The sequence below is a fragment of the Streptomyces sp. NPDC046862 genome (genome assembly GCF_040704615.1).
Lineage (GTDB): Bacteria > Actinomycetota > Actinomycetes > Streptomycetales > Streptomycetaceae > Streptomyces.
This window is the reverse complement of sequence record NZ_JBEYXP010000031.1, coordinates 1-25901: the sequence shown is the minus strand read 5'-3', so window position 1 is coordinate 25901 and position 25901 is coordinate 1. Positions and strand designations below refer to the sequence as shown.

Below are 25901 nucleotides of genomic sequence, written 5' to 3'. Positions count from 1 at the left end.
CGGTAGAACGCACCACTGACAATTCCCCCTGCACCGCCGGGGCAGTTGATCATCACGGCGCGGTCCCCGGGCGGCAGGCAGCGCATGCGCGCAGGTGACGCACCGGTTCGGCAAGGCGTGCACGGGCCAAGGCGTCGGTCGTGCGGCCTGCCGCGGTGCCGGGGGTGGCGTGCCCCCGGTTCCTGGCGCAGGATCGTCGCGACCGAGGGCCGGGGCGAGGGGCGGGGCGCATGCGGTGGCTGGGGCAGTTGAGACGGCTGGTGTTCTCGCGGGAGGGCGGCGGCACGCTGCTGATGGCGGCCTGTACGGCCGTCGCGCTCGGGGTCGTGCCGAACATCCTCGAGCAGTGGACGCGCCAACCGTGGGTGTTCGCCGTGGTCTTCGCCGCGGCCCTGCTCCTGGTCCTGACGGGGTGGGTGCTGCAGCGTCCACGCGGGCTCGGCGTAGTGGTCAGCCTGTATCCGGCAGACCGGACGCAGGCGTCCCGCGTCCTGGCGCTGAAGAACGCGTCGCGCCGGACGCACGCCGCGACACTGGTCGTCGACCGCGCGCTCCTGTGGCCCGGAGAAATCTCGGTGCAGGGCCGCCCAGACGTTGTCGACTTCGTCGCCCGGCTCGTCGACGCGCAGATCGAGGAACTACAGGTGTCAGGGAACACGGAGCCGGAGGTCGCGCTCTACGTCCTCGCGCACCTGCAGGATGCCTTTCTTCTCGGGCGGCGCCTGGCTGGCGACGTCCAGACGTCGCTCGTCGTGATGCATCTGTCCCAGGCGGCCGGGCGGTCGGTGGTTCCCGGGGTCGTGCTAGGCAGCGCGCTGCGCGACCCGCTCGGCGCGCAGCAGCGCGCCCGGGTTGGCCAACTGCTTTCGGTCGACCGCGCGGAGGAACCCGCGCTCGTGGCAATCCCCGAGGCGCCCGGGCAGCAGCGTCACCGGATCGCGGTGATCGTGCGGCTGGCGTCGGCCGCCTCCATGGTCGACGACGCCCGCCACGTGGCGGCGACCGGACAGGTCTCCTACGGGCCGCAACACCACACCGGCTACCGTCTGCTCGATGCGGGCCCCGCCGGCGGGCAGGGCCCGTGCGGCGCCTACCTCGTCATCGACGCCGGCGACGCCTACCTGCCCGACGACCCGGGCCTCAACGCCGCGCTGACCACCTACATCTGGGAGCACTGGCAGGCCGCACGGCGGCAGTGGGCGCAGCACCTGGGCGGCACGACCGCGGTGGAAGGACTGCTGTTCTTCCACGGCCCGCTGCCGGTCGCCCTCGCACTGGGCTGGCTGGCGGCCCGCGACCGCCTCACGCTGGTCCACCATGACCTGCGCCTGGCCCAGGGCATACCGCCCCCTGCAACGGCAGCCCCCTGACAACGTCCGCGCAAGAGCCGGACCACACGCTCCCGCTGCATCCCACGTCAGCGCCCGGTCCTGCTCACGCGTTGACGACGAAGGCCCTCTCGTACACCTGCTCCGCGTTGACGTCCTCGTACACGATGGTGGGGCGCAGTCGGTTCCACCGATGGCCCAGCAGCAGGGCCAGCCCCTTGGGACCGGCCTGGAACAGATGGATCTGGGGATGCGGGCGGCAGGCGCGGCGGACACAGTCCCTGATGCCGACCGCCAGTGCGTTGGCCGCTGCCCCGTCCGAAATCGCGTTGTCCTTTGGCCCGCCGGGCGGACGCAGCACCAGCAGCCGGGAGACGGGCAGTTGCTGCTCGCGCAGGAATTCCAGCACATCCCGTGTCGGGTCGGTGGCGACCGCGACGGCCACCGCGAGGTCGGGGCCGAGATCGAGGTGATGCTCGTCGACGGCCGGCTCCAGCGGGCTGCCGTACTCCTCACCGGACGACCACAGTTGGGCCCGCTGGGCCACGGCGATGTCGACACCGGTCACCATCCGAAAGGCGGCGCCGACCATGAACGTAGGGGCCAGACGGAGACTGCCGGTGAGGGCCACGGCGGTGGAACCCGGCCCCATCCGGGACGGTGCCGCTTCCAGGTCCGCCTGCAGTTGCTCCCAGGTCGCCGGGGCGAGCGGACGACGCTTGGTGTACTGCGAGGCGCTCTCGAAGCGGTCCACCCAGTCCACCGCGTAATCGGCGTCCTGCGCCATCGGGTCGGGCTTCAAGGTAGCCACGGACAGCACCGCCCGTGACGAGCCCGCAGCGAGCTGCATCGCGCCTATCGCCTCGCGGATGTCCGCCAGCGACAACCGGCGCTGCCCGTCGGCGACCTGGCGGGCGACCCAGTCCGCTCCGGCGTGCATGGACTCCTCGTCGAACCGCAACCCCGCGGCGAACATCATCATCTGCAGGTGCTCATGCAGATGCTGCACGTCCCGTGCCAGGTCGAAGCGCAGCACCTTCAGCAGCTCCAGCAGTCTGTCCTGGCTGAGGCCGGCCCCCTCGGCCCAACGCATCCGCGCCTGCCCCGTCTTGGAGCGCGGGCCCTGCCGGGCCGCCTTCGGCAGGAGAAGCTGGGTGCGGGAATCGCGAAGGGAGATCAGAGGATCTCCCGCGTCAGGCGACCGGTTGCTGAGCAACGCGAAGTCGACCGGGGTCCCGTCCTGGGTCAGCTGCTCCCAGGACCACGCCAGTTTCCGCAGGATCGACGGCCCGCCCTGGTCGCTGGACTTGAGCAGGTACTCCTCGTTGACCGGCGTGCTGCTGTCCGCCGCATACTTGACCTGCGTATAGGTGTGCGGAGGCTGTTTGCGGTACAAGACGACATCGTCGACGTTGCCCACGCCGTCGACCTCAACGCCGACTGCCACGACCGGATCAGCCACGTGAAGGGCTGCGTCCCGTACTGCTGCGACGCAGCCCTGCCAAGCGATCAACCACTGGTAACGGTCACCCGCGATACGGACACCCGTCGAGCTCGGAGCAGGCAGGTCAGGCACCGGACTTGATCTCCTTCCGGATCGGCCCACCCGACAGCAGGCCCCTACTCCCCCAGTAGACCACCGCACACGCCCGCCACTTGGTCCACGGCGGAGCCTCCCCACGACGCCGCACTGATCACCAGGGACTTCCACACCGGAAGCGTTCGCACGGTCCTGCTCATGCAATAACACGTCCTGGCATGCATGAGTTGGCGTCCGGAACTACTTGCAGCGCACCAGGTCAACCCAACATCAAACAGAGAAAATGCAGGTCAGCCATCTGCGGAAACTGTCCGGCTCTGTTTGCAGCATCGCAGTTCAAAGGCCATGGACTCCGTAGAGATCACATCATCCCCAGCTGGACGTGACACTGGTACTCGTGCCCTCGCTGGATCTGCTCGCCCAGACTCAGGCATCCTGGCGTGCCGGCGGCCGGACGGGCCCGATGATCGGGGTCTCGTCCCTGCGCGGGGACGAGGTGAGGTTTCCGAACACCACGGACGTGGACGAGCTGGTCTCGTGGGTGCGGCCGTTCAACAAGGTCACGGTGTTCGCCACGTACGCCTCGCTCGGGCTCGGCACAATGGAATGCGCGCACGCCGCCGGCCTTCCGGGGTGGTCGCTGATCGTCGTGGACGAGGCGCACAGGGTTTCGGGCCGGATCGGCAGGCCGTGGACGGTCGTCCACGACAACACCCGCATCCCAGCCCTGCGCCGCCTCTACATGACCGCCACCCCCCGGCTGTGGCAGCTCGACGAGGACTCCGAGCAGGGCGGGCCGGGCGAACTGGTGGCGAGCATGGAGGACGACCCCGACTCCCCTTTCGGCAGCCGCTGCTACACCCTCACCCTGTCTGAAGCGATCAACCGGGGCATCTGCGCGCCGTACCAGGTGGTGTGCCTGGACATCACCGACACCCAGCTCCAAGCCGCACAACTCCTAGGCGAGGACGCACGGTCCGAACAGGTACGCGGGGCCCGGCTCGCCGCGCTCCAGACTGCGCTGGTGAAGGCCTCAGCCGAGGAAGGCTTCCGCAGGACGCTCGTCTTCCACCACGTCGTCAAGGAAGCTGAGGCCTTCGCGGCCGGCCTTCCCGATGTCGCCGCGCGGCTGCACGCCGCCGACCCCGAGCTGTACCCGCGCACCATCTGGGCCAACTGGCTGTGCGGCGAGCACAAGCCGAACCACCGGCGCCGCGTTCTGGACGAGTTCTCCAGGGCAATCGCTGCTGACGGCACGGTCGTGGAAAAGACGTTCCTCGGATCCGTTCGCGTGCTCGGCGAAGGCATCGATACATCCCACTGCGACTCCGTGTACTTCGCTGACGTCCGCGGCTCCATGCCCGACCTCGTCCAGGCCGTCGGCCGGGCGCTGCGGATGCAGCCCGGCGAAGGCAAAACGGCGTCGCTGGTCGTGCCGGTCCTGCTCGGCCCCGGAGAAACACCGGACAACATGCTCACAAGCCGGGCGTACGGCGGACTGGCGAAACTGCTCGAGGCACTCCGCGCACACGATGCCCGCGTCGTCGAGCAGCTCGCCGAGCAACAGGCACGCAGCCGTGTCAGCGGTGTTCAGAGCCGTAGCGGGGAGCATGAGGGCGAGAGCGACGGAAGCGACCGGCTGTCGGTGCCGGCTCGGGAGCTGCTGAAGTTCTCCACGCCGCGCGACCCCGCGCAGCTGGCAGCGTTCATCAACCTCCGTGTCCTCAGTCCCGAACACCAGCACTGGCGACGCGGTGTCGAAGCCGCCGTCGTCTACGCCCGCGAGCACGGCGACCTGAAGGTCCCGTTCACGTACCGCGTGCCGGCGAGTGAGGAAGCGGAAGCCGAGGGCTGGCCGACCTCGCTCGCCGCGTTCCCACTGGGGCAATGGATCGCCGACAACAGGAGGTTCTACGCCCGCGGGGACATGGATGAGGACCGCGTCGCGCAGCTGGAAAAGCTCGGCATGGTGTGGTCGCACTTCGATGTCGCGTGGGAAGAGGGCCTGGCCGCCGTTCGCGGGTGGGCCGCCGAACACGGGCACGCCCTCGCCCCGCTCGATGCCACCCACCAGGGGGCCAAGATCGGGATCTTCCTCAAGAACGCCCGGGCCGCCGCACGGAAGGCTGCCGAGATCGAGCAACGGCGTGCCCAGGGGCTCCCGGTCGGATCGTCGGCCGGCGCCCTGTCGGAGGACCGGCGCGAGCAGCTGGAGGACATCGACCCCTCCTGGTGCCCGGCCTGGCCGGTGGAATGGCAGCGCTGCTTCCACCTGGTCCGACTGCACCTGGAGGAGGGCGGCGAGCTGCCCACCGAGCCGGGCGTCGTCGTCCGCCAGGGCGAGGATCTGGGGCGGTGGGTGCGCTCGGTGCGGCTCGGCTGGGACAAGCTCACCACCGTGCAGCGGTGGATGTGCGAACATATCCTCGGCATCCAGCCCGCCACCGAGGACGAGAAACCCAAGCCACGGACCAGCCAGGCCAACAAATGGGCCATGAATCTGGCAGCCGCCCGCCAGTTCTACGAACGCGAAGGACACCTCCGCGTACCACGCAAGCACATCGAAATCGTCAATGGAGTCGAGCACCGGCTGGGCGCCTTTGTGGCCAACTCCCGCAGCAGGGCCGCGACGCTGGCGCCGGAACGGATCGAACAGCTGTCGAAGATCGGAATGCGCTGGGCATGATTCAGTCCCTGTGTCGGCGGTGACGTGTTCGCTCACCGAAGGTTTTCGTCACGGATCATCCTTCGGAGGCTGGTGCGGGCGGCGGTCAGGTCTTCCTCAAGGGTGGTGATGCGGGCGCGGCATGTGGCGTTCTCTGATGAGGCCTCCTGTAGCTGGCGGGTGAGGTCCTGGTTCAGGGTGGTCAGTTCGTCTGCTCTGTTCGCTGCGTCAGGGGCGTGGATGGCATCGAGCTGGTGGCCGAGTTGGTGACGCAGGGCTGCCTTGAGCCGGTCGCGTTCGTCGCGGAGGTCTTTGATTTCTTTCCGGGCGGTTTCGAGTTCGGTGCGCAGGCTGAGTGCAGAGGGCGGGCTTGCCGTGGCAGATGGTGGGGTGCTGTGGGCCTGGCGTAGTTGGGCTGCCTCGATGTGCTCGCGTACGCCGGGGGCATAGGTGAGCCAGGTGGAGACTCGGGCGGCGCGGGCGACTGCGGCGAAGGTGAGCGGCTTTTCCTGTTTCTCGAGTGTGGCGAGAACCGTGAGGACACGGGCTCGTTTGTCGAGGCTGTGACGGCGTCTGGCTTCGGCGAGGGGGGCGGGGTTGCCGCGGGGATTCATCGGGGGTCTTTCGGCCGGGCGGTGGTGAGGGGCAGGAGTGTGTGGTTGTCGCCTGCTCGTGCCTTTCGCAGCACAGTGCTGGCCTCTTCGATCTGGGCGCGTTCGGAAGCGGGGAGGGACCCCAGGTGTTTGTGCATGCGGTCGATGACTTGCTGGTAGGCGGTGATCTGTGCGGTGAGCGCGGTGGTGACGAACTCGGCTGCGCCCATGGCGAGTGCGGTTTCGCGGTCTGCTCGTAGTTCGTTGATGTGGTGCTCGATGGCGGGCAGGTAGGAGGGGTCGGGGCGGTAGAAGCCGCAGCCGGCGCACTGGAAGCGGATGGGGCACGCCTGGCCTCCGGCTTTCACGTTCGACGGCTCGGTGCAGCCGCCGTAGGGAACGGCGACGGAGCGCATCTCGTAGGCCGTGCTCGAGCTGGGGCTGAGGTGGCCGTGTTGGTCGAGGACGTGTGCGCTGAGTTTGGCCACGGCTTCGCTTTTCCGCTTGAGGGAGACGGTGTAGTAGCGCTGCGTCATGGCGATGGATTTGTGGTCCATCAGTTCGCGCAGCACGTCGACGGGGGTGCCGGCGTCTGCGTGGCGCTGAGCGTAGGAGTGGCGGAAGGCGTAGGGGTAGATCAGAGAGCGGTCGAAGATCAGGCGTTGCCCTCTTGAGTCGGTGCCCTCGGCGTGGAGCTGAGGCAGGGCGTCTGCCCAGAGCCTGAGTGCGTCGCTGAGGTAGGTGCTGGAGATGTAGGGGGCGTCGCTCAGTGGGGTGAGGGACGGAAAGAGGTATCGGTCTCCCTTGGCGGGAAGATGCAGCTGGTCGCGGCAGGCTTGCCAGGTTCGGATGGCGTCGGCGGTGGAGGTTGTGATCGGCAGACGTCGGCGGTGGCGTTTCCTCTTGTGGTTGTCCCAGGTCAGGGTGGGCTGGCTGTTGTGGGTTTCCAGGCAGTCACGGGTCAGGGAGACGATCTCGAGCGGGCGGCGCCCGGTGTCGCGCAGGACGATGTACATCGTGCGGTACAGCAGGTGCCGGGCGTCTGGGGCGATGTCGCGGCAGCCGTAGGTGTTTCCGGTGCCCAGGGTGTCGAGGTGGGCGTCCAGTTGCCGGATGACGGACTTGGGGATGGCCTTGCCGATGAAGTCCTCATTGGGTTCCTCCACGGAGATGACGTGCTCGACGGGCACGCGGGTGAAGGTGCCGGCCAGGTCATCGAGGGTGCCGCAGCGGCGGCCGTAGGCGATGAGCTGGAAGAACACCCCCAACAGGCTGCGCCGGAAGGAAGAGGAGTAGAGGGTTCCGTCTCGTCTGCGTGCAACTCGGAAAGCGTCGACGGCCGAGGTGGCATCTGCGAAAGTCAGGACGGCGGGATCGTCGCCGGCGTCGGCGCGCTGGGCGAGTGCAGTGGAGGCGATGGTCGTCGCGTGGAAAGTGCGCTTGAAGTCTTCCGTGGTGGGTCGGGCGGTAGTCACCCAATGACGCAGCGCCTGGCGCAGCCAGGGCTGGCGGACTGTGCGGAGATCAACGCGGCCGGGCAGATGCCGACGCTTGCCGGAGGCGCTGTGGCGCAACCCGAGGATGCGCAGATCGATCACGTCCTGGTCGATGAGGGTGATCCCGGAGAACTCGCTGTATCCGGCGCGGGCGGCGGACTGCAGGTTCTCCAATGTACGGACGGCAGACTGATGCGGCCTGGTGAGCCGGGCCGCGTTGGTGGCATCCAGGAGGGTGTCGGCAGTGGTGAGGTGGCTGATCACGCCGCGGATCCAGTGCGGTTCCAGGGCACGTACCCACTGGTCCATCTGCTGCACGGCGTAGAGCGCTTCCCAGCGCAGCAACTCGGGCAATGGGGCGAGATGGAACTGGTGCGCCAGCAGATACAGCGGCTGCCCTGGCGCCCACTGGGCAACAGACCTGGGAGTGGTACTGGAGCGGCAGTCTGCCCTCCAGGCACGCCAGTGATAGTTGCACAGCCCCCGGGAGTTCATGGATGCGCCAGCACAGTCGGTGACCATGCAGACGGGCACGTCAGTGAAGGGAGTAGCGCGCTCACGGAGCCAGCGTTCGAACGTGCCTCTTGCCGTGTGATACCTGCGGGAGTTGTGGTGGGCAGCGCACAGGCCTCCCGACACCTGGGGCCGTACACACCGCGCGCCGTCACGGGTGAGCGTGCACGGGCCTACGACCGCGAGAGGCAGGGATTTGGAACGGGTGGGGGTGAAGGTGGCGGCGAACTCTTCCCTCGGCAGGCCGCTCTTTCTGCGCTGGTCTGAGCAGTAGGTGCAGAACGTCTCCTGACATCTCGCAGCGGCGGGTGCGGCAGCGGGAGGACGAGGTGCGCGGGTTGTCGAGGTCTCCGGTGAACAGCCATCTGGCGCTGTCCCACTCCCCCGGCCGCCACGCGGGATCGATGTGGGCACGCAGCCACGTCTCCCACGACTTCTTCGTGGCCCTCGTCGGTGCGGCAAGTCCGACCGCAGGCGCCCCAGCCGTGCTCACTGGTTCTCCCGCCATGACTGTGCCCGGTCGACAGCCGCCCGGGTCTCGGCCTCATTGACGTGGCGGTAGCCGTCCATGGACAGCGGCGAGGCGTGACCCAGCAGTTTTTGCACCACGTCCCGGTCCACTCCCCCACGCAGCCAGTGGGTAGCCGCGGAGTGGCGCAGCATGTGCGGCCGCGCCGGATGCCCGGCGCGGCGGGCCAGACGGTCGAAGATGCTCTTGGCGTTCGGATAGGTCATGGCCCGGCCCAGCGGCGGGCGGAAGAGGTTCACGAACACCATGCCGGTCTCGGCCGCCTCGGCCACCAGGTTCCGTTCGTGCTGATAGTCGGTGTAGAGGGAGACGATGTCGGGGGTGACGGGGAGGTAGCGAGGGTGTCTGGACTTGGCCAGGGCCCGGTTCGGGTTGTCCGTACGGCGCCGCACATGAAGGTGCGGGCCCTGTACGGGGCAGCCCAGGGAGCGTGAAGAGGCCAGGAAATGCAGATCTTCCTGGCGCAGGCCCAGGGCCTCCCCGATCCGCAGGCCGGTCGCAGCGAGCAGCGCGATGAGAAAACGGTCCCGCGCCCGGGACGTATCCGCGATCATGCGGCGGATCTGCTCCGGAGACAGGTCCTCGTAGCCGGGCTCACTGACCTGGAAACGAAAAGCCGATACCTGGACCTGGCGCCACTGGCCGCGCTCGCCGACGTCGTAACCAGCCGGCAAGAACCGCAGGAACTTCGGCTCCGACAACAAGCCGGCCGTCTGCGAAGGGACCCAGCCGTGGAGTGCGCCGAAGCGCAGGAAGTCCGTGACCGCCGTCATCACCGCGTTCGCCGTACCCTGCGAACGGTAGCGGGGCGCCGCCGTGGTCGGGAAGTGGCGGCTGCGGGCCGGCAGCGGCGTGGTGACCAGCCACTGCTGCAGCCCGGACAGCGCCATGAAACTCGGACGCGACCACTCGATACGGCGCTGCGTGCAGTAGTTCAGATAGAGAGCGAGACGGCCCGCGTAAACCCGTTCCGTATTCGGCGAGCGGCCCTTGCTACGCAACCCCGCCAGAAACGCACACGCCTCTATATGCAGGTCGAAGGTGCGTGCGTCGGCCACCACCCAGCGTTCCACACCAGTCGACGGAGAGATCGAACGCTCAGCCACATAGCTCTGCTCCACCCACCAAACACAACCAAGCCCCATCGGGCACCGAGGCACGGACCGTCAGACGGCCATACGACCAGGTGACATCCCCGCCAAACACACCGCACAGGCCTGCGCGCTATGGATAATCCGCGCTCGTTGCCACACAGGTGCGGTAGAAACAGGTCGTGTCACGATCAACGCCGTCCGTCACCGGCCCCCGCCGCCGCGCGGGGGCCGCCGACTACTCTCACGTGTTCGCTTACTGACCCGCGAGACATCTCCTCAGTCCTGCCGCACACGCCGCAGGAGCGCGAGCTTCAGGAGGACATTGGCTCCGCCGATGGCTACCTGCAGGAGCGTGAGCACAGGCTGGAGGGGGCTCAGATCGTGAGCGAGCTCGTACAGCGTGTTCACCGTCAATTCCCTTCTGCGGCTGGGCTGTCCGGCCGTCGCACTCACTGTCGGCGAGCGGGGATTCCCCGTCTGGCGCGGCTGGCATGGAGCGGGGAATACGCGGAGAATCACTAGTGATCGGTGCGGAGAAACGGATTCTTCGCGCGAAGAATCGGGGCAACATATGGGACGGCGGCGCCAGCCGGTCGATCCGGCCGCACCCCAGCCGGTGCGCGAGCTCGCACTGCGGCTGCGAGAGGCCGCGGAAGCTGCGGGCTTCGCATCAAACTCGGAGCTCGCCAAGGCTTGCGGGCTCGGTGAAACGGTGGTTAGCGAGACGCTCCGGGCTGCACGGGCTCCGACGCCCGAAACCCTCAAGAAGGTGCTGGCGGCGTGCGGCATCGATCCAGACCAGAAGTGGGAGAGACTGCGCTTCAAGGCGCAGGCCGCAGATCAGCAGCGTCGTGCGGAGGTCAGGGAGACGGATCGGCAGACAGCCGCGCGCAGCGCGGTTACAGGCGCCCACCGCTCGGCGGCGCAGCTCCAGCGGCGGCATCTGCTGCTGCGCGGTCGCGTGCATCTCGGGCCTGACGGCGATCTGCCGTATGTCGGTGCAGTGCGCGACCGTGCCCTGCTGCGCATCCATCCCGCACCGCCCGTACGCGCCCGACGCGGTGATGTGGTCCTCGATCCGGAGCTGCCCAGCTATGTCGAGCGGGAGCGCGACGGGGAACTGCGCCTGGCACTGGCCCACGCCCGCGATCAAGGTGGACTCGTCCTTGTCCAGGGGCCGTCTGCGGCCGGCAAGTCGCGCGCGGCGGCAGAGGCGATGTGGAGTTGTCTGCCAGGCTGGCAGTTGCTGATCCCGGTTTCTTCCGAGGACCTGGCTCCTCTCTCCGACCCCCAGTTCGACTTGTCTCGCACCATTGTCTGGCTCAACGACTTCCAACTACATCTCGGCCCAGGCGGCGCTCATGTCCACACCCTCCACCGGCTGCTAGCGCACCCGAGCCGCCCAGTCCTCTTGGCCACGATCAGGTCCAGCGAACGAGCCGCACTGCGCGACGACTCCACAGAGGGGGGACGCCAGAGCAACCAGGACCGGCCAAGAGCCGACAGCCTGACGCTGGTCCAGGCCCTGTTGGACCGTGCCCAGACCGTCGCGCTGGAGCGACTGTTCACGACCGAGGAACTGGAGCGGGCCAAGCGCCTTGAGGGCGATCCGCGCATCGCCGCCACCCTGCCAGGGACGCATCGGTTCGGACTCGCCGAACTCCTAGCCGCCGGTCCGGAACTGCGCGATCTGCTGGAGGCACACACCAACGACGCCGACGGGCAGTTCGCCGGCGCCGCGCTAGTCCACGCTGCCGTGGACTGCGCCCGGGCAGGCTGGAGCCGCCCAGTCCCGCTAAATCTGCTGCGCCCGCTGACATTGCACTACATTCCCGCTGAACTGCGCAGCGACGTCACACCCGAAGACCTAGACGCAGCCGTCAACTGGGCGACCCGCCGTCGGCGCGGTTACAGCCGCCTGCTCATCCCGTCTGCCGACGACCGCCACGCGCTGAGCGCGTTCGACTACCTGGTCGACGACGCACAGGCACAGCGCGACCGAGCCGTCCCTGACACGGTCTGGCGCGTGCTGGCCGCCGCAGCCGACCCGGAAACCGCACTCACTCTCGGTGAGCGGGCCTTGACCGCCCTCGCCATCGATACAGCGGAAATCGCCCTGCGCAAGGCCCTCGACAGCGCAATCCCCGACATCGCTGCAAGCGCGGCCGAACGGCTCAGCAGGCTCTATCTAACCCGCGGGCAAGGCCCGCAGGCTGACCCCCTCCTGCGGCACGCAGCATCGCTCAGTCCCTGGGCCCGCGGTCATCTGGACGAGTACCTAGTTGGCATCGGCATGTACGACGACGTCCTCGACCGATGGACCGCGGAGACAGACGTACGTAAATACCGCCGAGGACCCGAAGGCCTCTTCACCGCCTTGACCGCGCGTGCGCGCTGGACAGACCTGGAACGGCTGCTCGCCGAGCGGAATTCCTCAGGACCCGCTCGGCACACGCTGCAGGCTGAACTCCGGGTCGTGAAACGGCTTCGCTGGATCGACCCAACCGAACAGCTGGCCTTCCGCTATCCCTTCGCCGTCTTCAGCAACGTCCGCCCGGGCGAATCTCAGCACCGGTCGTGGTGGCGCAGGCGGATCGCAGCATTGCTCGAGCAGACCGGGCTGCAGCCCACCATCGACACCGCAACGGCAGCTAATGGCAAGTTCGAGGCCGAGAAGGACCGCCTCCTGCGAATGGCGGTCCAATGGGACGACGGCCGATCGCTGTACGGCTGGAATCACCTGCTGCTCTTCTTGTGGTCCCACGGCCACTCGGAGGAGCTCGGATCACTGCTGCATGGCGCAGCGGCCTCAGGCGTCGTGGGCGTCGACGCGGTCCTGGAGCAGCGGCGACAGATCGCCCGCCGCATCGCCGCGCCGGTACTGCCCCCATACCCGGATAGCAACGACGACCTTGCTCCTGAGCTGCAGCGGGAGTTCGGCAGAGCAACGGAGCATGCCGATCCGCGGCCGACAGGGCAGCTTGGTCAGCACCTCACCATGATGTTCCACGAACTGCACCCTGGACTCGCGGGCAGGACCTTCACCGAGAGGGAAGCGCAGGAGGAGGCAGATCGCACGGGCCACGACATGCCGATCCTGGAGTTCCACCGCCGGGCCGGCCAGTGGGGCGAACTGCTCGACCGCTGGCGACCTACCCAGCCGGCCCAGTTGTGGCCCGGCTTTGACCGCGGCTACTACGTCTTGGCGCATGTCGGACTCGGCCAGTGGCAGGAAGCCGAATCGATCGCACGCCGCGCCTTCGAAGCGGGCCAGTCCTCCTTTGGACCGGTACTGGCCGAGGCTCTCCTCCATCTACCCGACGGCTCCTCGCACGCAGGCCAATTGCTGCGCCAGATCGTCAGTACTGCTCCACAACACCCCGTCAACCAGCTGATTTGTCTCCTTCTCGACACCGGCAACACTGACCGAGCCGTGTGCCTCGTCCGCCCCCATGGCGAGGTGGCCCCACCCCCTTGCGGGCAGATCACCACCGCTCTGATGGCACTCAGCGGACTGTCAGCCATGGTTCCGGTCTGCCACGAACTCATTCATCACGAGCGATGGGAGAACAAGAGGGCATCGGGATGGGAGGAGTCCACACAAGGCATGTGGACAGCTCTCACTGCCTACTACGACCAACTCCACGCCCCAGAGCACGTCGAACATGAACTGCAACAGGCCATCGACAGCGGTGACCCGGGAGCACGCCACGTCCTTGCCCGCCGCCTGCAACGCGCGAGCCGCGAAGACAGCGCGCTGCGCCTGCTCGGCCGGACCGACTCCGCCAGTTGGAGCCTTAGTAGCAGCCTTGATCCGTCGCTCTGCGGGGCCTTGCGCATCCGGCTGCTGCACCAACAGGAACGCTGGGACGAGGCAGCCCTCGACCTGCTCCTGACCGTCAATCCCCTGTTGCTCAACCGCCTCGCCAGCCTGGACCCGCAAACGAACGCACCGGAAATCTCGGACGTGCTGTGGTGCGTACGCGCGTCCGCCCCTGAACTCGAGCCGGGGTACCTGTGGCAGTACCGGCAGCTCCAACGCGCCATCGGCGAACAGGAACACTGACGGCAGCCCACGAGGGGCGCGCGCAGCAGTGCATCTGCCGTTGCTTGGCGGTCCGACAAACTCATCACCGCACGTCAGGACTCTGTCAAACGTCCATCGCACATCACGAGCCCTAGGTAATCACCGCCCTGCAGTTGACGCCTTGGCGCCGGTCAGGTACGCGCCGGCGCGGCCAGGGCAGGTCAGCGTGCGCCAGGGGCCACCGGCGGCCATACTCCCCGCTGCTGCTCAGCGCCCGGCAGTACGTGGTGTCGCGTCATAATGCTGATGGCACAGGGGGGCATATGGATCCGTCGTTTTCCAAGCAGTTCGACGTACAGGCAGTCCTGGAGGGCGGGAAACGTCCCGTCCAGTTCGGGACGAACGTGCTGGCTGGTCTCATCGAGGGGATTGACGAGTTCCGGCGTGATCTCGAACAGCAGCGGCGGTCGAGAAGTCTGGGGCCCGCGATGCTCGGGGCCTTTTTGTGGGTGGACGATGCCGAGCTGCTCCAGCGCATCGCCGAGTTCCCCTCCGCGTGCGTGGTGGTGAGCAAGCAGCCACGGGGCAAGTACCACGCAGAGCGGTTACGGAAGGTCGCCGAGGCGGTGAAAGATGCGGCTGGCCTTCCAGCGTGGGCTTTCTCCGAGCTGGAGGAGCTGCGCTTCCACCAGGACGGCAAGGCACCAGTGCTGGGCCCCGGCTCGCCGCGGGAACGCATCCGGCTGCCGGCACTGCGCACCCTGGGCTACCGCAAAGCCGGAAACCATCTCGTCCCGATTCTGCACACCAAGATGATGTTGCTGGGTGAGCTGTGGTGGCACGACGAGGACGCTCTGGGGGGCGTGGCAGATGTCACCGGCTTCACGCCGCACCGGCTGTGGCTGGGCAGCGCCAACGGCACGGGGAGCTCCCGCCGCAGCCTGGAGTTCGGCCTGTGGCTGGATGATCCCGGCCTACTGAAGGCCGCGCGACGGTTCCTGGTCGAGGTGCTGGCCCATTCCGAGGAGCTCGATCCGGATAGTGACGGCCTCGAGCCCGACCTGGTGGTGCCGGACTACGACGACGAGGCCATGTGGGAGGCGATGGCCGCGCTCGCCGACTATGACGCCGATGAGAACGACAGCGAGGACGGCGCGTGAGCAGTGCAGGCGAAGTCGTGGCCGTCGGCTCTCCCCGGTTTACCCTGCACACCTTGGGCTGGCGGGCCTTCCAGGACCTGTGCGCGGCTGTCCTGCGGGAAGTATGGGGGCAGTCGGTGCAGGCATTCGCCGACTCCAACGACGGGGGCCGGGACGGTGCGTTCTACGGTACCTGGCAGCCTCCGACCGGTTCCGGTGGCGTTCGAGACGTTCCGCCAGGGCCGTTCGTGCTGCAGTGCAAGCACACCAAGAAGGCCGACGCCACGCTCACCCCGTCGGAGCTGGAAGACGAATTCGACAAGGTCAGCGCCCTGGTGAAGCGCGGTGTGTGCGGAGCCTACGTGCTGCTGACAAACGCGCGGGTCACTGGCGTCTCCGAGGAGGAGATCCACCGTCGGTTGCGCGCGTGCGGGGTCGCGCATCCGCTGGTCCTGGACGGCCAGTGGCTGAGCGACATGATCGCCACGCACCGCGGGCTGCGGATGTTCGTCCCCCGCGTCTACGGACTCGGCGACCTGTCACAGGTCCTCGACGAGCGGGCCTACGCCCAGGCCTCGGTACTCATGGCGTCCGCGCCCGAGCAAGTGGCCACGTTCGTCGTCACTGGCGCCTACCGCAAGGCCGCCCGCGCGCTGCATGACCACGGCTTCGTGCTGCTGCTGGGCGACCCGGCCGTCGGCAAGTCCGTCATCGCACTGATGCTGGCCATCAGCGCGGCCGACAACTGGGGCTGCACGGCCATCAAGGCCCGGACCTCCGAAGAACTCGTGCAACGCTGGAATCCTCATGAGAAGGACCAGTTCTACTGGCTCGACGACGCCTTCGGCGCGGTCCGCCACGAGGAACACCTCACCCACGCCTGGGCGCGCGACCTGCCGCACGTGATGAGCGCGGTCAAGAACGGCGCCCGGATTGTGCTGACCTCTCGCAGCTACATCTACAACGAAGCCCGCCCGCTGCTGAAGCCGTACGCCTATCCCCGGCTGCACGAGCAGCACGTCACCGTGGACGTCGCCGACCTCACGCGCGCAGAGCGGCAGCAGATCCTGTACAACCACCTCTCCGCCGGCGATCAGCCCCAAGATGTACGCGCCCAGATGAAGCCGCACCTGGAAGCAGCAGCCGACGCGGCCCCCTTCCGCCCCGAAGCCGCGCGCCGTCTGGGGTTGCAGGCGTTCACCGCCGGACTACCCCTGACCCAACAGGGCATCACGACGTTCATGGTCCAATCCCAGCAGTTGCTCCGCGATGTCTACGACCAACTGGACGCCCACGCCCACGCAGCGCTCGCGCTCACCTACGCAACGGCCCGAGACAAAACACTGCCCGGCCTGCCGAACCCTGTCCTCTTCGATGCTGGCGACCGCGACATCGTCGAGCGGGCAGGCTCCACGCCGGCTGGCGTCAGCAAGGCCTTGGCCGCGCTCACCGGTACCTTCCTCCGGCTCAACGCCTCTTCCGACGGGCAGGAGTACTGGACGTTCCATCACCCCACCCTCCGGGAGGGTTTCGCCGCCTGGCTGACCACCCAGCCCCATCTACTGCCCATGGTCCTCATGGGCATGAGCGATCAGGCTCTACTGTCACGCACCGACTGCCTCGCCCCCGGCAGCAAACAGCGCCAGGGCACTCTTCTGCGCATCCCGCCGTCCCTTTACCGAGAGGTAGCTCACCGCGTGGCCGCCCTGCGTCAACAGCCCCGCGGACGCCTTGAGCCCTGGCAACAACTGCACGAACGGCAGCAGGCCGTACAGACATACCTGGCGCATGACAGTAGCGACGGCTTCCTACGCGCTTACGTGGCTGCCGATCCACAGATCTACGAAGAACTTGACCAATTCGATTCACCCGTAAGCTATGACAAACTGACGATCATCCTCGCGCGACTTCATCAGGCTCATCTCCTGCCGGAGGAATTCCGACAACGCGCAATTGACCGTATGAAAGAGCTAGCCGTCTCGAGCCCAGACGCCTCCTGGATTGAAGACGAGGACTGGCAGCTCCTCCTCACCGATACGGACCGCGAAGCGATGTTCGAGCATGTGCTCCGCAAACTCGTCCCCCATCTGGAAGACAGTGTGGAGGACTGGGCTGCAGCGTTCAGCGGTGACGTGGACGACGATCCGGTCGAGAACGCCTTGCGGTTGTATGAAGAGGCGTTCAAAGAGAGACAGGACACCGACACAGCCTCAAGAATCGACTGGGCGATTGACAGTTACCAGCAAATGCGCCCAGCGCCGGAAGACAGCGCCAGCGACTGGACTCCCAATACCAACCTTCGTGAACGGCTGTCACAGCTCCGTCAGCGTTCCGGAAACCAACGCAGTCTGTTCGACGACATCGACCAGTGATCAGCCGCCGACCATCATCCTGAAACGACTACAGGCAGTGGCACGGACGCCAACTGGTCGGCCTGCGCCGCACGCACTGGAGGTCCGGGGTTGCCACTGCGGCGCGACGGACAGCGTGTGGTTCTGCGCCGGAATTCCGCCACTACCGCCCCGAGGCCGCAGGACAAACGTCCCTCACACTCCCCCACCTATAGATAATGGACCCAACCAGCGTCGCCTTAACCGCCAGGGCAGTCTCAGCCCGGACCGGGTCGCGCAGTTGGACGAACTCGGCATGGTGTGGTCCCACTTCACGGTCGCCTTCGACGAGGGCCTGGCCGCGGCCCGCGGCTGGGCCGCCGAGCACGGCCACCTGCTGGCCCCCACCGAGGCCACCTGGGAGAACTACCCGATTGGGACCTGGCTGAAGAACCAGCGTGCCGCTGCCCGGCGTGCCGAGGACCCCCTGGCGAAGGGGCAGCAGGCGGGCTCCGGGGCGGGTGGGCTGAGCCGGGAGCGGCGCCGGGCACTGGAGGAGATCGATCCCGCATGGTGTCCGGCGTGGCCTGTGGCGTGGCAGCGCTGCTTCCATCTCGCCCGCATGCACCGCCAGACCGGAGGCTCACTGCCGGAGCGAGAGGCGTCTTGCTGGTGCAGGGCGAGGACATCGGGCGCTGGGTGCAGGTGCAGCGACTGGAGTGGGATGCGCTGCGCAGCGTGCAGCAGTGGTTGCTCGGCGAGGTATTGAGGATCGAACCCCGTGCGGAAGAGCTGGCTGTGCCGACGGATGTCTCTCGGCGCAGCAGAGCTCAGGAGTGGGAGGCGAACCTGGCGGCGGCCCGCCAGTACCGCACTCGGGAGGGGCACCTGAACGTACCCCGATCGCACATCGAAACCGTTGAAGGGTCTGAGCTGGCGCTTGGTGTGTTCGTCGCCAACTCTCGTGCGCGTAAGGCCAAGCTCGCGGTCGCACGAGTCGAGGAGCTCTCGGCTCTCGGCATGCGCTGGGAGTGAGCCACCAGAGTGGTGTTCGAGCAGGCTGGCGTTCTCAAGAGCTGCCCATGAGGGCACGCGTCATATCGTCCGGGGAAGCGCGAGGTGAGTACGGAGACGGCCGTTGCAGGCGGAGTGCACTCCCTCCCCACTTGTACTGGTGAAGTACTCCAGGCGCCGTATCTGCGCGGCAGCAGCGTCGGCGATCTTGTCCCTCCCGTGGCCGACCTGGGCCAGCCACAGGCCGCCTGTCGCGTCGAGGTCCTGCCGGCCCGCCGCGTCCCACAGGGTGCAGTCCTTGCCACGGACGAAGGTCGTGTGGTCCTTGACAGCGAGGGGCAAGTGCGGGTGCACCACATGCTGGCGGTCGAGCTCCAACAGAGTCTGCAGGTTCTGCATGGTCGAGGCAGTCCTTCCAGGAAGTTGTCGGGGCTTCCTAGGCTGATGCGGGAGATTCGGCGGCTTCGGAATCCGTCGCTGTAGGAGAAAGACTGGCGGGGGCCGTCAGCTGAACGACCCGCCCACGCAGGGCGGCGAAAGCCGCCGCGGTGAGGGACAGGAGGGCGGCGGCAGGGATCAGCCAGGGCAGGAGGGAGGCCGGTCCGCCGGTGATCCCGGTGAGGATGTCGAAGTTGTCGATGGCGAGGACGATGCCGGCCCCCAGTCCGAGCGCGCCGAGCAGCGGCGCGACCAGGGTCTGCCAGAGGGGGGCGCCGTCACCGCTGCGGCGGAAGTAGACGACGACCGCGACGGCCACCGCGGCCTGCAGGACTAGGACGGCCAGGGTGCCCAGTCCCACCAGCCAGGAGTACAGCTGCGTGAAGGGGTCCGCGCCGGCGGCCATGAAGGCGCCCAGGACGATCAGGGTCAGCACGCTCTGCACCACGCTGGCCTGGTGCGGGCTCTGGAAGCGGTGGTGGGTGCGGCCGAGCCGGGCCGGCAGCAGGCCGCCGCGGCCGAGGGAGAACATGTAGCGGGTCAGCGTGTTGTGGAACGCGAGCAGGACCGCGAAGACACTCGTCACGACGAGGACCTGCATCAGGTCGGTGGAGAACTTCCCCACGAACTCGGTGTTCACCGAGGTGACGAAGCCGACCGGGTCCTTCGCCGCCGCTGTTCCGGCGTCGGCTCCATGCGCAAGGCCGATCGCCCAGGTGGTGACCGTGTAGAAGACGCCGATCAGGATGACGGCGACGTAGGTGGCGCGCGGCACCGTGCGGTACGGATCGCGCGCTTCCTCGCCGTAGATGGTCGTCGCTTCGAAGCCGACGAAGCAGGTGAAGGCGAACAGCAGCGCGATGCCCGGCGTCCCCGCGAACACATGGCCGGGAGTGAAGGCGTCCACGTTCAGGCCGTCGGCACCGCCCCGGCCGATGACCACGGCGTCGAAGACGACGAGGATCAGCACCTCGGCGATCATGAGAACGCCGAGCACCTTGGCGGACAGGTTGACCTCCAGGTACCCCAGCAGCCCCACCAGTACCAGCGCGGCGAGGGCGAGTGTCTGCCAGGAGACGTGCCAGCCCCAGCGCCCGAGCAGGTCCCGGGCGAAGATGCCGAACTGGCCGAACAGCCCCAGCAGCATGCAGTTGTAGGCCAGCAGGGCGATCCCCGCAGACGCGTGGCCGGCGCGGTTTCCGAGCCCCGCGGAGATGTACGCGGTGAAGCCGCCGGCGCTGGTGATGTGGCGGCTCATGGTGGCGTAGCCGACGGCGAAGAGCAGCAGGACGATGCCGGCCACCAGGTACATGCCCGGTGCGCCGACCCCGTTGGAGGCGAAGGCGACAGGGCCCGCGCCGAGCGTGGCCCCCAGCGGCGCCGCGGCCGCCACGACGAAGAACACGATGCCGGACGTGCCCACGGCCGACTTCTTGAGCTGTCCGGAAGTCTCGGTACTCATCGCACCGCCTCTCTGAAGATCAGCTGACGCCAGGGCGGCGCCGAGATGTGCTGACGACTATGCGGAGGCCAGTGAAACCTGGACAACGACCACTTCGCGAACACACAATCTCGTCATACGATCGTGCAGGCCGGACGCGGTCCGGGGAGTCCGGAGGCGATCGCGGCCGGGGGCCGCGCTAGCGTGCGCAGCCGTCGGCGGTGAAGGGAGTCCCCGTGGAAATACGCCAGCTCCGCTACGTCGTGCGTCTGGCGGAGACGCTGCATTTCGGCCGCGCCGCGCAGCTGGAGCACATCGCGCAGTCCGCGTTCAGCGGACATGTGGCACGGCTGGAACGCGAACTCGGCGTCCAGCTCTTCGACCGCAGCCCGCACCGGGTCGCGCTGACCCCTGCGGGCGCGGCGTTCGTCGAACGGGCCGAGCAGATACTGGCGCAGCTGGCCGAGGCTGCCGCTGACGCGCTGACGTACTCGCCCTCGCACCAGCAGGTCCTGCGCATCGGCATGTTCGCCGAAGCCGCGGGGGAACTGACGCCGGTGATCCTTTCCGTCTACCGCGAGCTGCGGCCGGACGTCCGGCTGGAGTTCACCGAGCTGACCATGGTCGACCAGCTGGAGAAGCTGGTGTCGGACGAGGTGGACGTGACCATCGTGCGAGCGCCTTTCGAGGACGACCGGATCAGGCTGCGGCCGATCTTCTCCGAGCCCCGCGTCGCCGCACTGCCCCGCTCGCACCCACTGGCGGACGCGGCGAGCATCTCCGTGGACGATCTGCTGGACGAGCCGTTCGCGACCGCCGCCACCGGCGCACCGGCCGGCTGGGCCTCGTACTGGACGTGTGACGACCGCCGGGGCGAACAGAGCCGGGTCGCGACCCGGGTCCGGTCGGTGGGCGAGTCCTTGATGGCCATCTCCTGCCTCGGCGCGGTGGACACCTTTCCGCAGACCGCCGCCCGGCTTTTCCACCACTCCGGCGTCGCCTACGTGCCACTGCGCGACGCGGCACCGAGCACCGTCGCCACCGCGGCGCGGCTCAGCGACCGGCGGCCGCACGTGCACGCCTTCGCTGTGGCGGTCGAGCGAGCGGTCGAGGGACATCTCGCCGGAGTGCCCGGCGCCGTTCGGGCGCAGGCGGCCTGAGCCCCTCCGCCCAACGGGGTGATGACGGTCACGCCTTATGTGCTGGCCAGCCCGTCATCTGCACCAGGTGCTGGGCAACGTGCTCTCGAACGCCCTGGAGGTGTCACCAGACGGCGGCAGGATCACCGTGCCCGTGGGCTCCGGGGCTGGGGAAGAAACCAGGCCGGCCGCGCGCATCAGGCGGGCGACGCGTCTGCGTCCGACCGGCAGGCCGTCGGTCTCCCGCAGGCCGGGCCTGGGATGCGCGGGGCTCCATAGGTGCCGTGCGACCGCTCGTGGTGGGCCTTGATCTTCTCTGCCAGGACGGCGTCCTCGGTCTGCCGCCGGGACGGGCCCCGCTTCCTCCAGGCGTAGCAGCCCTGCCGCGACACACTCAGCAGTCGGGCCATGCGGGAGACGTCGTAGTGTGCGGTGTTCTCGTCGATCAGCCGGTAGGACATCTGGTTTTGTACGTGGGAGCTGACACCACTTGTTACTCAGAGCGGGGAACGCCCGGTTTCGCCGGAGGGCGATGTCTCTGAGTTCTGACAACACCCGGGGGCTTGCCGTGGGAGCATTGACGTGCTCTGCGGGATGAGGCAGCGATGGCGCCACCGAAATCCAAGGTCGACTTGTACGCGGCGATCCGCCGTGACGCCCGGGCAGGGATGTCGTACCGGGCCTTGATGCGTGAGTACGGAGTCGGATTCCGCACGGTGAAGGCCGCGTTGGAGTCGGTCTGGCCGGAGCCGCGGAAGAAGCCGCGGCCGCGCGGGACCCGCCTGGATGCCTACAAGCCGTTGATCGACCAGATGCTCCGGGCAGATCTGGATGCGCCGCGCAAGCAGCGTCACACGGTCAAGCGAATCTTCGACCGGCTCCTGGACGAGCACGGTGCGGAGGCGGTGACCTATCCGATGGTGCGGGCTTATGTCGCCGACCGGCGTCCCCAGATCGCCATCGAGGCCGGCCGCGGGGTGGTACACGCGTTCATTCCGCAGTCCCACAGGCCAGGGGCCGAGGCGGAGGTGGACTTCGGCGACGTGAAGGTACGCCTGGCCGGCGAGCAGGTCACCTGCTTCGTGTTCGCGATGCGTCTGTCGTATTCGGGCAAGGCCGTACACCGCGTCTTCGCCTCCTGCGGCCAGGAGGCGTTCCTTGAAGGCCACGTCCACGCTCTCAGCGTGCTGGGCGGAGTGCCGACCGGCAAAGTCCGTTACGACAACCTCCGCTCCGCGGTCTCCCGGGTGCTGAGCTCGCGGTCCCGCGCGGAGAACGAGCGGTGGACCGCGTTCCGGTCGCACTTCGGCATCGATGCTGCGTACTGCCTGCCCGGCATCGAGGGCGCCCACGAGAAGGGCGGAGTGGAGGGGCAGATCGGCTGGTTCCGCCGCAATCACATGGTCCCCGTCCCCGAAGTCGCCTCCCTCGCTGAGCTGAACGCGATGATCGAGCACTGGGATGAGGAGGATGAACGGCGCCGGATCGGCTCTAGGCCGCGGCCGGTGAGCGAGTACTTCGCCGTCGAACGTCCGCTGCTGCAATCGTTACCGGACGAACCCTTCGAGACGGGACGGCTGTTCAGCCTGCGGGTGGACCGCTTCAGCCAGATCAGTGTCCGCACCAATCGCTACTCGGTGCCGGTGCGGCTGATCGGCCGGACGGTCCGGGCCATGCTGCACGCGTCCGAGCTGGTGGTCTACGACGGTCAGCAGGAGGTCGCACGCCATGAGCGGCTGATCACCAAAGGGCAGACCCGGCTTGATCTGGACCACTACCTGGAAGCCCTGGTCCGCAAGCCCGGTGCGTTTCCCGGGGCCACCGCCCTGGAACAGGCCCGTTCCGCAGGGAAGTTCACGCCGGTCCATGACGCCTGGTGGGAGGCGGCGAAGGCTGCTCATGGCGAGAGGGACGGCACCCGGGCTCTGATCGAGGTCCTGCTGATGGGCCGCCACGTCTCCCATGAACTCCTGGTCGCAGGGCTTGCGTCCGCGCTCAGGGCCGGCGCCCTGACCGCAGACGCGGTCGCCTTGGAGGCACGGAAGGCGGCCGAAGCCGACGAGGTCGCGGATCCTGTTGTCCCTGCGGAGCCGGAACGGACGAACGTGACCTCGCTGACCGAACGGCGGCTTGCCAGCACCCGGGCCGCCCAGACGCAGAGGGCAGCCTCAGGCTGACCCGTCCGAGCCTCAAAAACCGGCCAGAGACTGCGTTCACCGCTATCCGTGCCACGACCGAGTGCGCGTGCGCTGAACACGCTAAGCCGGGCGGGGGAGCGAGTTGAGGCCGTCGATCGCGATGTCGGTGGCCCTTTGAACGGCTTTGTAGGTCTGCTCCGGCCGGTTGCCCCGCTTTTGGCATGCGGCGACGACGACCTTGATCGCCCCGACCAGCGATCCCACCGCCGCGGCGGCCTCGACGAGGTCCAGCTCGGGGCAAGCCAGGTGGAGCGCTTCGGTCAGCTGTAGCTGGATGTCGAACAGCAGGTGCAGTTCGCGCGCCTGAAGTGCCGGGACCGACGCGATCAGCCGGGTCCGAGCTGGGCCGACCTTCCGCGCCAGCTCCGAGTCCGTGTCCGCGAAAACACTCTGGTCGATGACGCGCCGCAGCAGGTCGGCCACCGGTTCGCCGGGCTGCCGTTCTCCGATGATCTCGACCGCGCGCTCCAGCCGCGACCTGTCGTCGAAGAAGACGATGTCGTCCTTGCTGTCGAAGTAGCTGAAGAAGGTCCGTGTCGCGATGTCCGCGGTGGCCGCGATCTCCGCCACGGTTGTCTGGTCGTAACCCTTCTCGGCGAACAATCGCAGGGCGCCTTCGATGAGCGCTTGCCTCGTGCGCATCTTCTTCCGCTGGCGCAGCCCTGGGTCGCTGGTCACGACAGCACCTTACCGCTTACCGCATGCGATGTAATTTTGCATTCATTGACGTTTTGCATTGAGTGCTGTTTTATCGGGAGGTCCGTACCGACCGAGGAGCGGCCGATGGAGAGCACGTCCCCGGCAGTAGTCATGCCCACGGCCCGCCAGAACCCGTTCGATCCGCCCGAGGAACTGCGCCGCCGGGAGGGGCTCGGCCCAATCCATCGGATGACCTACGCCGACGGTGGTCAGGGGTGGTTGGTGACCGGCTACGCCGCAGCGCGGGCGATCCTGGCAGATCCCCGATTCAGCGTCCGCCCGGACCACATGCGCTCACCGATCGCCCAGCCGGCAACGACGCCCGTGCTACCGGGATTCCTCCCCCGCATGGACCCGCCCGAGCACGACCGCTATCGGCGGTTGCTCACCAGTGACTTCACGGTGCGCCGGATAAAGCTCCTCGAACCAGAGATCGAAGCGATCGTCAATGACCAGTTGAACGCGATGGAGCTCGCCGGGGGCCCGGCCGACCTGTTCAAGGCATTCGCGCTGCCGATCCCGTCTCAAGTGATCGGCGAACTGCTCGGGGTGCCCTACTCCGACAGGCAGCGGTTCCAGCGGAACGCCGCCACGCTCTTGAACATCGACCTCACACCGGAACGCCGGCAAGAGGCGGCCAGGGAGCTCATGGCATATCTACGGGACCTGCTGCGCCACAAGCGTTCCTGGCCAGAGGAAGACGTGCTCAGCGGGCTCGCTGCGCACGAGGGACTTACTGCGGACGAGAGAGAGGGACTGGCGCTCCTGCTCCTGATCGCCGGGCATGAGACAACGACGAACATGCTTGCACTGGCCACTTTCGCTCTGCTGGCCAACCCCGCACAGCTGGCCGAGGTCCGCGACAAGGAGGAAGACGCCCCTGCAGTGGTCGAGGAGTTACTGCGTTACCTCACGATCATCCACCACGTGGTCCGTGTCGCGCTCGAGGACATCGAGCTCCACGGCTGCCTGATCAAGGCCGGCGAGTCCGTCACCGTCGCACTTTCCGCAGCGAACCGGGATGCTGACCATTTCGCCGACCCTGACGCGCTTGACCTCACCCGCTCCACGGCCGGACACCTCGCGTTCGGTCACGGCCTCCACCAGTGCCTCGGGCAGCGACTGGCCCGCGCCGAAATACGCATCGCCCTCCCCGCACTGCTTCGCCGCTTCCCGGCACTACGTCTCACTGTCGCACCCGAGGAAGTGCGACTGCGGCCGGCCATGACGGTCTACGGCGTGCGTGAACTTCCGGTCACCTGGTAGGCCGATCAACGTCGAGAAGAACGACGTGTGCTCGGCGACCTGCAGCGCGACGTCTGCGAGTTTGAGCAACGCCCCTTCACTGCCGCCTCCCCACCGCCATCCGGCCCTTCAAGCACCGCCCGCATCACCGCCCCCAGGCACCTCCCCGACTAACGCGTCCAGCGGATACACGCATCGGACCACGATCGTCTGGATCAAACTCACCCAGGCGCACGGCATGGATCAGTTGCGGCCTCCGGTGTTGTCACTTCTCGTCGACATTTCCGACCCGAGCGATCGCTAAGAGAGCATCTGATCAGTGTTCACGCCGATGCGAGTGGGATGTCCGTTTCGATTCGCCACGTTGGTGCGGATTCCCCGGTCAGCTCGCGGGACATTTTGTTAGCCATCGCCCAGTGGATCATCGCCCGGGATCTCTGCGGGAGGGCTTCGTAGTCCCGCGCCAGGCGACG

General features: G+C 67.7%; 19 protein-coding genes. 10 read left to right on the top strand and 9 right to left on the bottom strand.

Annotation, left to right across the window (positions count from 1 at the left end; all coding sequences use genetic code 11):
• Nucleotides 1–230: 230 nt before the first annotated feature.
• On the top strand, nt 231–1370 hold the full coding sequence (locus tag AB0959_RS30325; RefSeq protein WP_366829829.1) for a hypothetical protein: 1140 nt from the start codon (nt 231–233) through the stop codon (nt 1368–1370).
• A gap of 64 nt (nt 1371–1434) precedes the next feature.
• Here the strand turns inward: AB0959_RS30325 and AB0959_RS30320 are convergent, their stop codons facing one another.
• A complete protein-coding gene (locus tag AB0959_RS30320) occupies nt 1435–2775 on the bottom strand; it encodes an SAVED domain-containing protein (protein WP_366829828.1) in 1341 nt (446 codons plus the stop codon).
• Nucleotides 2776–3250: 475 nt separating this feature from the next.
• Here AB0959_RS30320 and AB0959_RS30315 point away from each other — a divergent pair, with 475 nt between their 5' ends.
• Nucleotides 3251–5554, top strand: coding sequence for a Helicase associated domain protein (locus AB0959_RS30315; protein WP_366829827.1), 2304 nt, complete (start codon nt 3251–3253; stop codon nt 5552–5554).
• 32 nt (nt 5555–5586) lie between these two features.
• On the opposite strand, the gene AB0959_RS30310 is transcribed toward AB0959_RS30315, so the two are convergent.
• From AB0959_RS30310 to AB0959_RS30295, 4 genes are all read right to left on the bottom strand, one after another.
• Nucleotides 5587–6147 (bottom strand): hypothetical protein, encoded by a 561-nt coding sequence (locus tag AB0959_RS30310; protein ID WP_366829826.1) that lies wholly within the window; start codon nt 6145–6147, stop codon nt 5587–5589.
• A complete protein-coding gene (locus AB0959_RS30305) occupies nt 6144–7976 on the bottom strand; it encodes a site-specific integrase (RefSeq protein WP_366829825.1) in 1833 nt (610 codons plus the stop codon). The genes AB0959_RS30310 and AB0959_RS30305 overlap by 4 nt, the downstream gene beginning before the upstream one ends.
• 648 nt (nt 7977–8624) lie before the next feature.
• Nucleotides 8625–9785 (bottom strand): tyrosine-type recombinase/integrase, encoded by a 1161-nt coding sequence (locus AB0959_RS30300; RefSeq protein ID WP_366829824.1) that lies wholly within the window; start codon nt 9783–9785, stop codon nt 8625–8627.
• 249 nt (nt 9786–10034) lie between these two features.
• Nucleotides 10035–10166: a hypothetical protein gene (locus AB0959_RS30295; RefSeq protein ID WP_366829823.1), complete on the bottom strand. Its 132-nt coding sequence runs from the start codon at nt 10164–10166 to the stop codon at nt 10035–10037.
• Nucleotides 10167–10329: 163 nt separating this feature from the next.
• Between AB0959_RS30295 and AB0959_RS30290 the strand changes: the two genes are divergently transcribed.
• From AB0959_RS30290 to AB0959_RS30270, 5 genes are all read left to right on the top strand, one after another.
• Nucleotides 10330–13824 carry a helix-turn-helix transcriptional regulator gene (locus AB0959_RS30290; protein ID WP_366829822.1) on the top strand — a complete coding sequence of 1165 codons (3495 nt, stop codon included), beginning with the start codon at nt 10330–10332 and terminating at the stop codon, nt 13822–13824.
• Between the two features lie 284 nt (nt 13825–14108).
• Nucleotides 14109–14945, top strand: a complete 837-nt coding sequence (locus AB0959_RS30285) for a hypothetical protein (protein WP_366829821.1) — start codon at nt 14109–14111, stop codon at nt 14943–14945.
• Nucleotides 14942–17296 (top strand): hypothetical protein, encoded by a 2355-nt coding sequence (locus AB0959_RS30280; protein WP_366829820.1) that lies wholly within the window; start codon nt 14942–14944, stop codon nt 17294–17296. Before AB0959_RS30285 ends, AB0959_RS30280 begins: the two co-directional genes overlap by 4 nt.
• Nucleotides 17297–17570: 274 nt before the next feature.
• A complete protein-coding gene (locus tag AB0959_RS30275; RefSeq protein ID WP_366829819.1) occupies nt 17571–18023 on the top strand; it encodes a helicase associated domain-containing protein in 453 nt (150 codons plus the stop codon).
• Complete coding sequence (locus tag AB0959_RS30270) at nt 17927–18289, top strand: helicase associated domain-containing protein (RefSeq protein WP_366829818.1); 363 nt, start codon at nt 17927–17929, stop codon at nt 18287–18289. The genes AB0959_RS30275 and AB0959_RS30270 overlap by 97 nt, the downstream gene beginning before the upstream one ends.
• 60 nt (nt 18290–18349) lie before the next feature.
• Here AB0959_RS30270 and AB0959_RS30265 read toward each other — a convergent pair whose 3' ends face one another.
• Both AB0959_RS30265 and AB0959_RS30260 read right to left on the bottom strand, forming a co-directional pair.
• Nucleotides 18350–18667 carry a hypothetical protein gene (locus AB0959_RS30265; protein WP_366829817.1) on the bottom strand — a complete coding sequence of 106 codons (318 nt, stop codon included), beginning with the start codon at nt 18665–18667 and terminating at the stop codon, nt 18350–18352.
• Between the two features lie 37 nt (nt 18668–18704).
• Nucleotides 18705–20168, bottom strand: coding sequence for an APC family permease (locus tag AB0959_RS30260; RefSeq protein WP_366829816.1), 1464 nt, complete (start codon nt 20166–20168; stop codon nt 18705–18707).
• Nucleotides 20169–20383: 215 nt separating this feature from the next.
• On the opposite strand from AB0959_RS30260, the gene AB0959_RS30255 reads away from it, so the two are divergent.
• Nucleotides 20384–21307 (top strand): LysR substrate-binding domain-containing protein, encoded by a 924-nt coding sequence (locus AB0959_RS30255; protein WP_366829815.1) that lies wholly within the window; start codon nt 20384–20386, stop codon nt 21305–21307.
• 176 nt (nt 21308–21483) lie between these two features.
• Here the strand turns inward: AB0959_RS30255 and AB0959_RS30250 are convergent, their stop codons facing one another.
• Nucleotides 21484–21747 carry a hypothetical protein gene (locus AB0959_RS30250; protein ID WP_366829938.1) on the bottom strand — a complete coding sequence of 88 codons (264 nt, stop codon included), beginning with the start codon at nt 21745–21747 and terminating at the stop codon, nt 21484–21486.
• Nucleotides 21748–21891: 144 nt separating this feature from the next.
• Between AB0959_RS30250 and istA the strand changes: the two genes are divergently transcribed.
• The gene (gene istA, locus AB0959_RS30245; protein WP_366829814.1) at nt 21892–23463 is read left to right on the top strand and encodes an IS21 family transposase; all 1572 of its coding nucleotides are present in this window, start codon (nt 21892–21894) and stop codon (nt 23461–23463) included.
• A gap of 81 nt (nt 23464–23544) precedes the next feature.
• On the opposite strand, the gene AB0959_RS30240 is transcribed toward istA, so the two are convergent.
• On the bottom strand, nt 23545–24162 hold the full coding sequence (locus AB0959_RS30240) for a TetR/AcrR family transcriptional regulator (protein ID WP_029181127.1): 618 nt from the start codon (nt 24160–24162) through the stop codon (nt 23545–23547).
• Between the two features lie 105 nt (nt 24163–24267).
• Between AB0959_RS30240 and AB0959_RS30235 the strand changes: the two genes are divergently transcribed.
• Nucleotides 24268–25449 (top strand): cytochrome P450, encoded by a 1182-nt coding sequence (locus AB0959_RS30235; RefSeq protein ID WP_366829813.1) that lies wholly within the window; start codon nt 24268–24270, stop codon nt 25447–25449.
• Nucleotides 25450–25901 lie beyond the last annotated feature (452 nt).

What these genes read in the sequence shown, in the direction of transcription:
- AB0959_RS30265 (WP_366829817.1), bottom strand. Translation starts at nt 18,667, where the DNA reads ATGCAGAACCTGCAGACTCTGTTGGAGCTCGACCGCCAGCATGTGGTG.
- AB0959_RS30250 (WP_366829938.1), bottom strand. Translation starts at nt 21,747, where the DNA reads ATGTCCTACCGGCTGATCGACGAGAACACCGCACACTACGACGTCTCC.
- AB0959_RS30290 (WP_366829822.1), top strand. Translation starts at nt 10,330, where the DNA reads ATGGGACGGCGGCGCCAGCCGGTCGATCCGGCCGCACCCCAGCCGGTG.
- AB0959_RS30260 (WP_366829816.1), bottom strand. Translation starts at nt 20,168, where the DNA reads ATGAGTACCGAGACTTCCGGACAGCTCAAGAAGTCGGCCGTGGGCACG.
- AB0959_RS30275 (WP_366829819.1), top strand. Translation starts at nt 17,571, where the DNA reads ATGGTGTGGTCCCACTTCACGGTCGCCTTCGACGAGGGCCTGGCCGCG.
- AB0959_RS30285 (WP_366829821.1), top strand. Translation starts at nt 14,109, where the DNA reads ATGGATCCGTCGTTTTCCAAGCAGTTCGACGTACAGGCAGTCCTGGAG.
- AB0959_RS30325 (WP_366829829.1), top strand. Translation starts at nt 231, where the DNA reads ATGCGGTGGCTGGGGCAGTTGAGACGGCTGGTGTTCTCGCGGGAGGGC.
- AB0959_RS30235 (WP_366829813.1), top strand. Translation starts at nt 24,268, where the DNA reads ATGGAGAGCACGTCCCCGGCAGTAGTCATGCCCACGGCCCGCCAGAAC.
- istA (WP_366829814.1), top strand. Translation starts at nt 21,892, where the DNA reads ATGGCGCCACCGAAATCCAAGGTCGACTTGTACGCGGCGATCCGCCGT.
- AB0959_RS30310 (WP_366829826.1), bottom strand. Translation starts at nt 6,147, where the DNA reads ATGAATCCCCGCGGCAACCCCGCCCCCCTCGCCGAAGCCAGACGCCGT.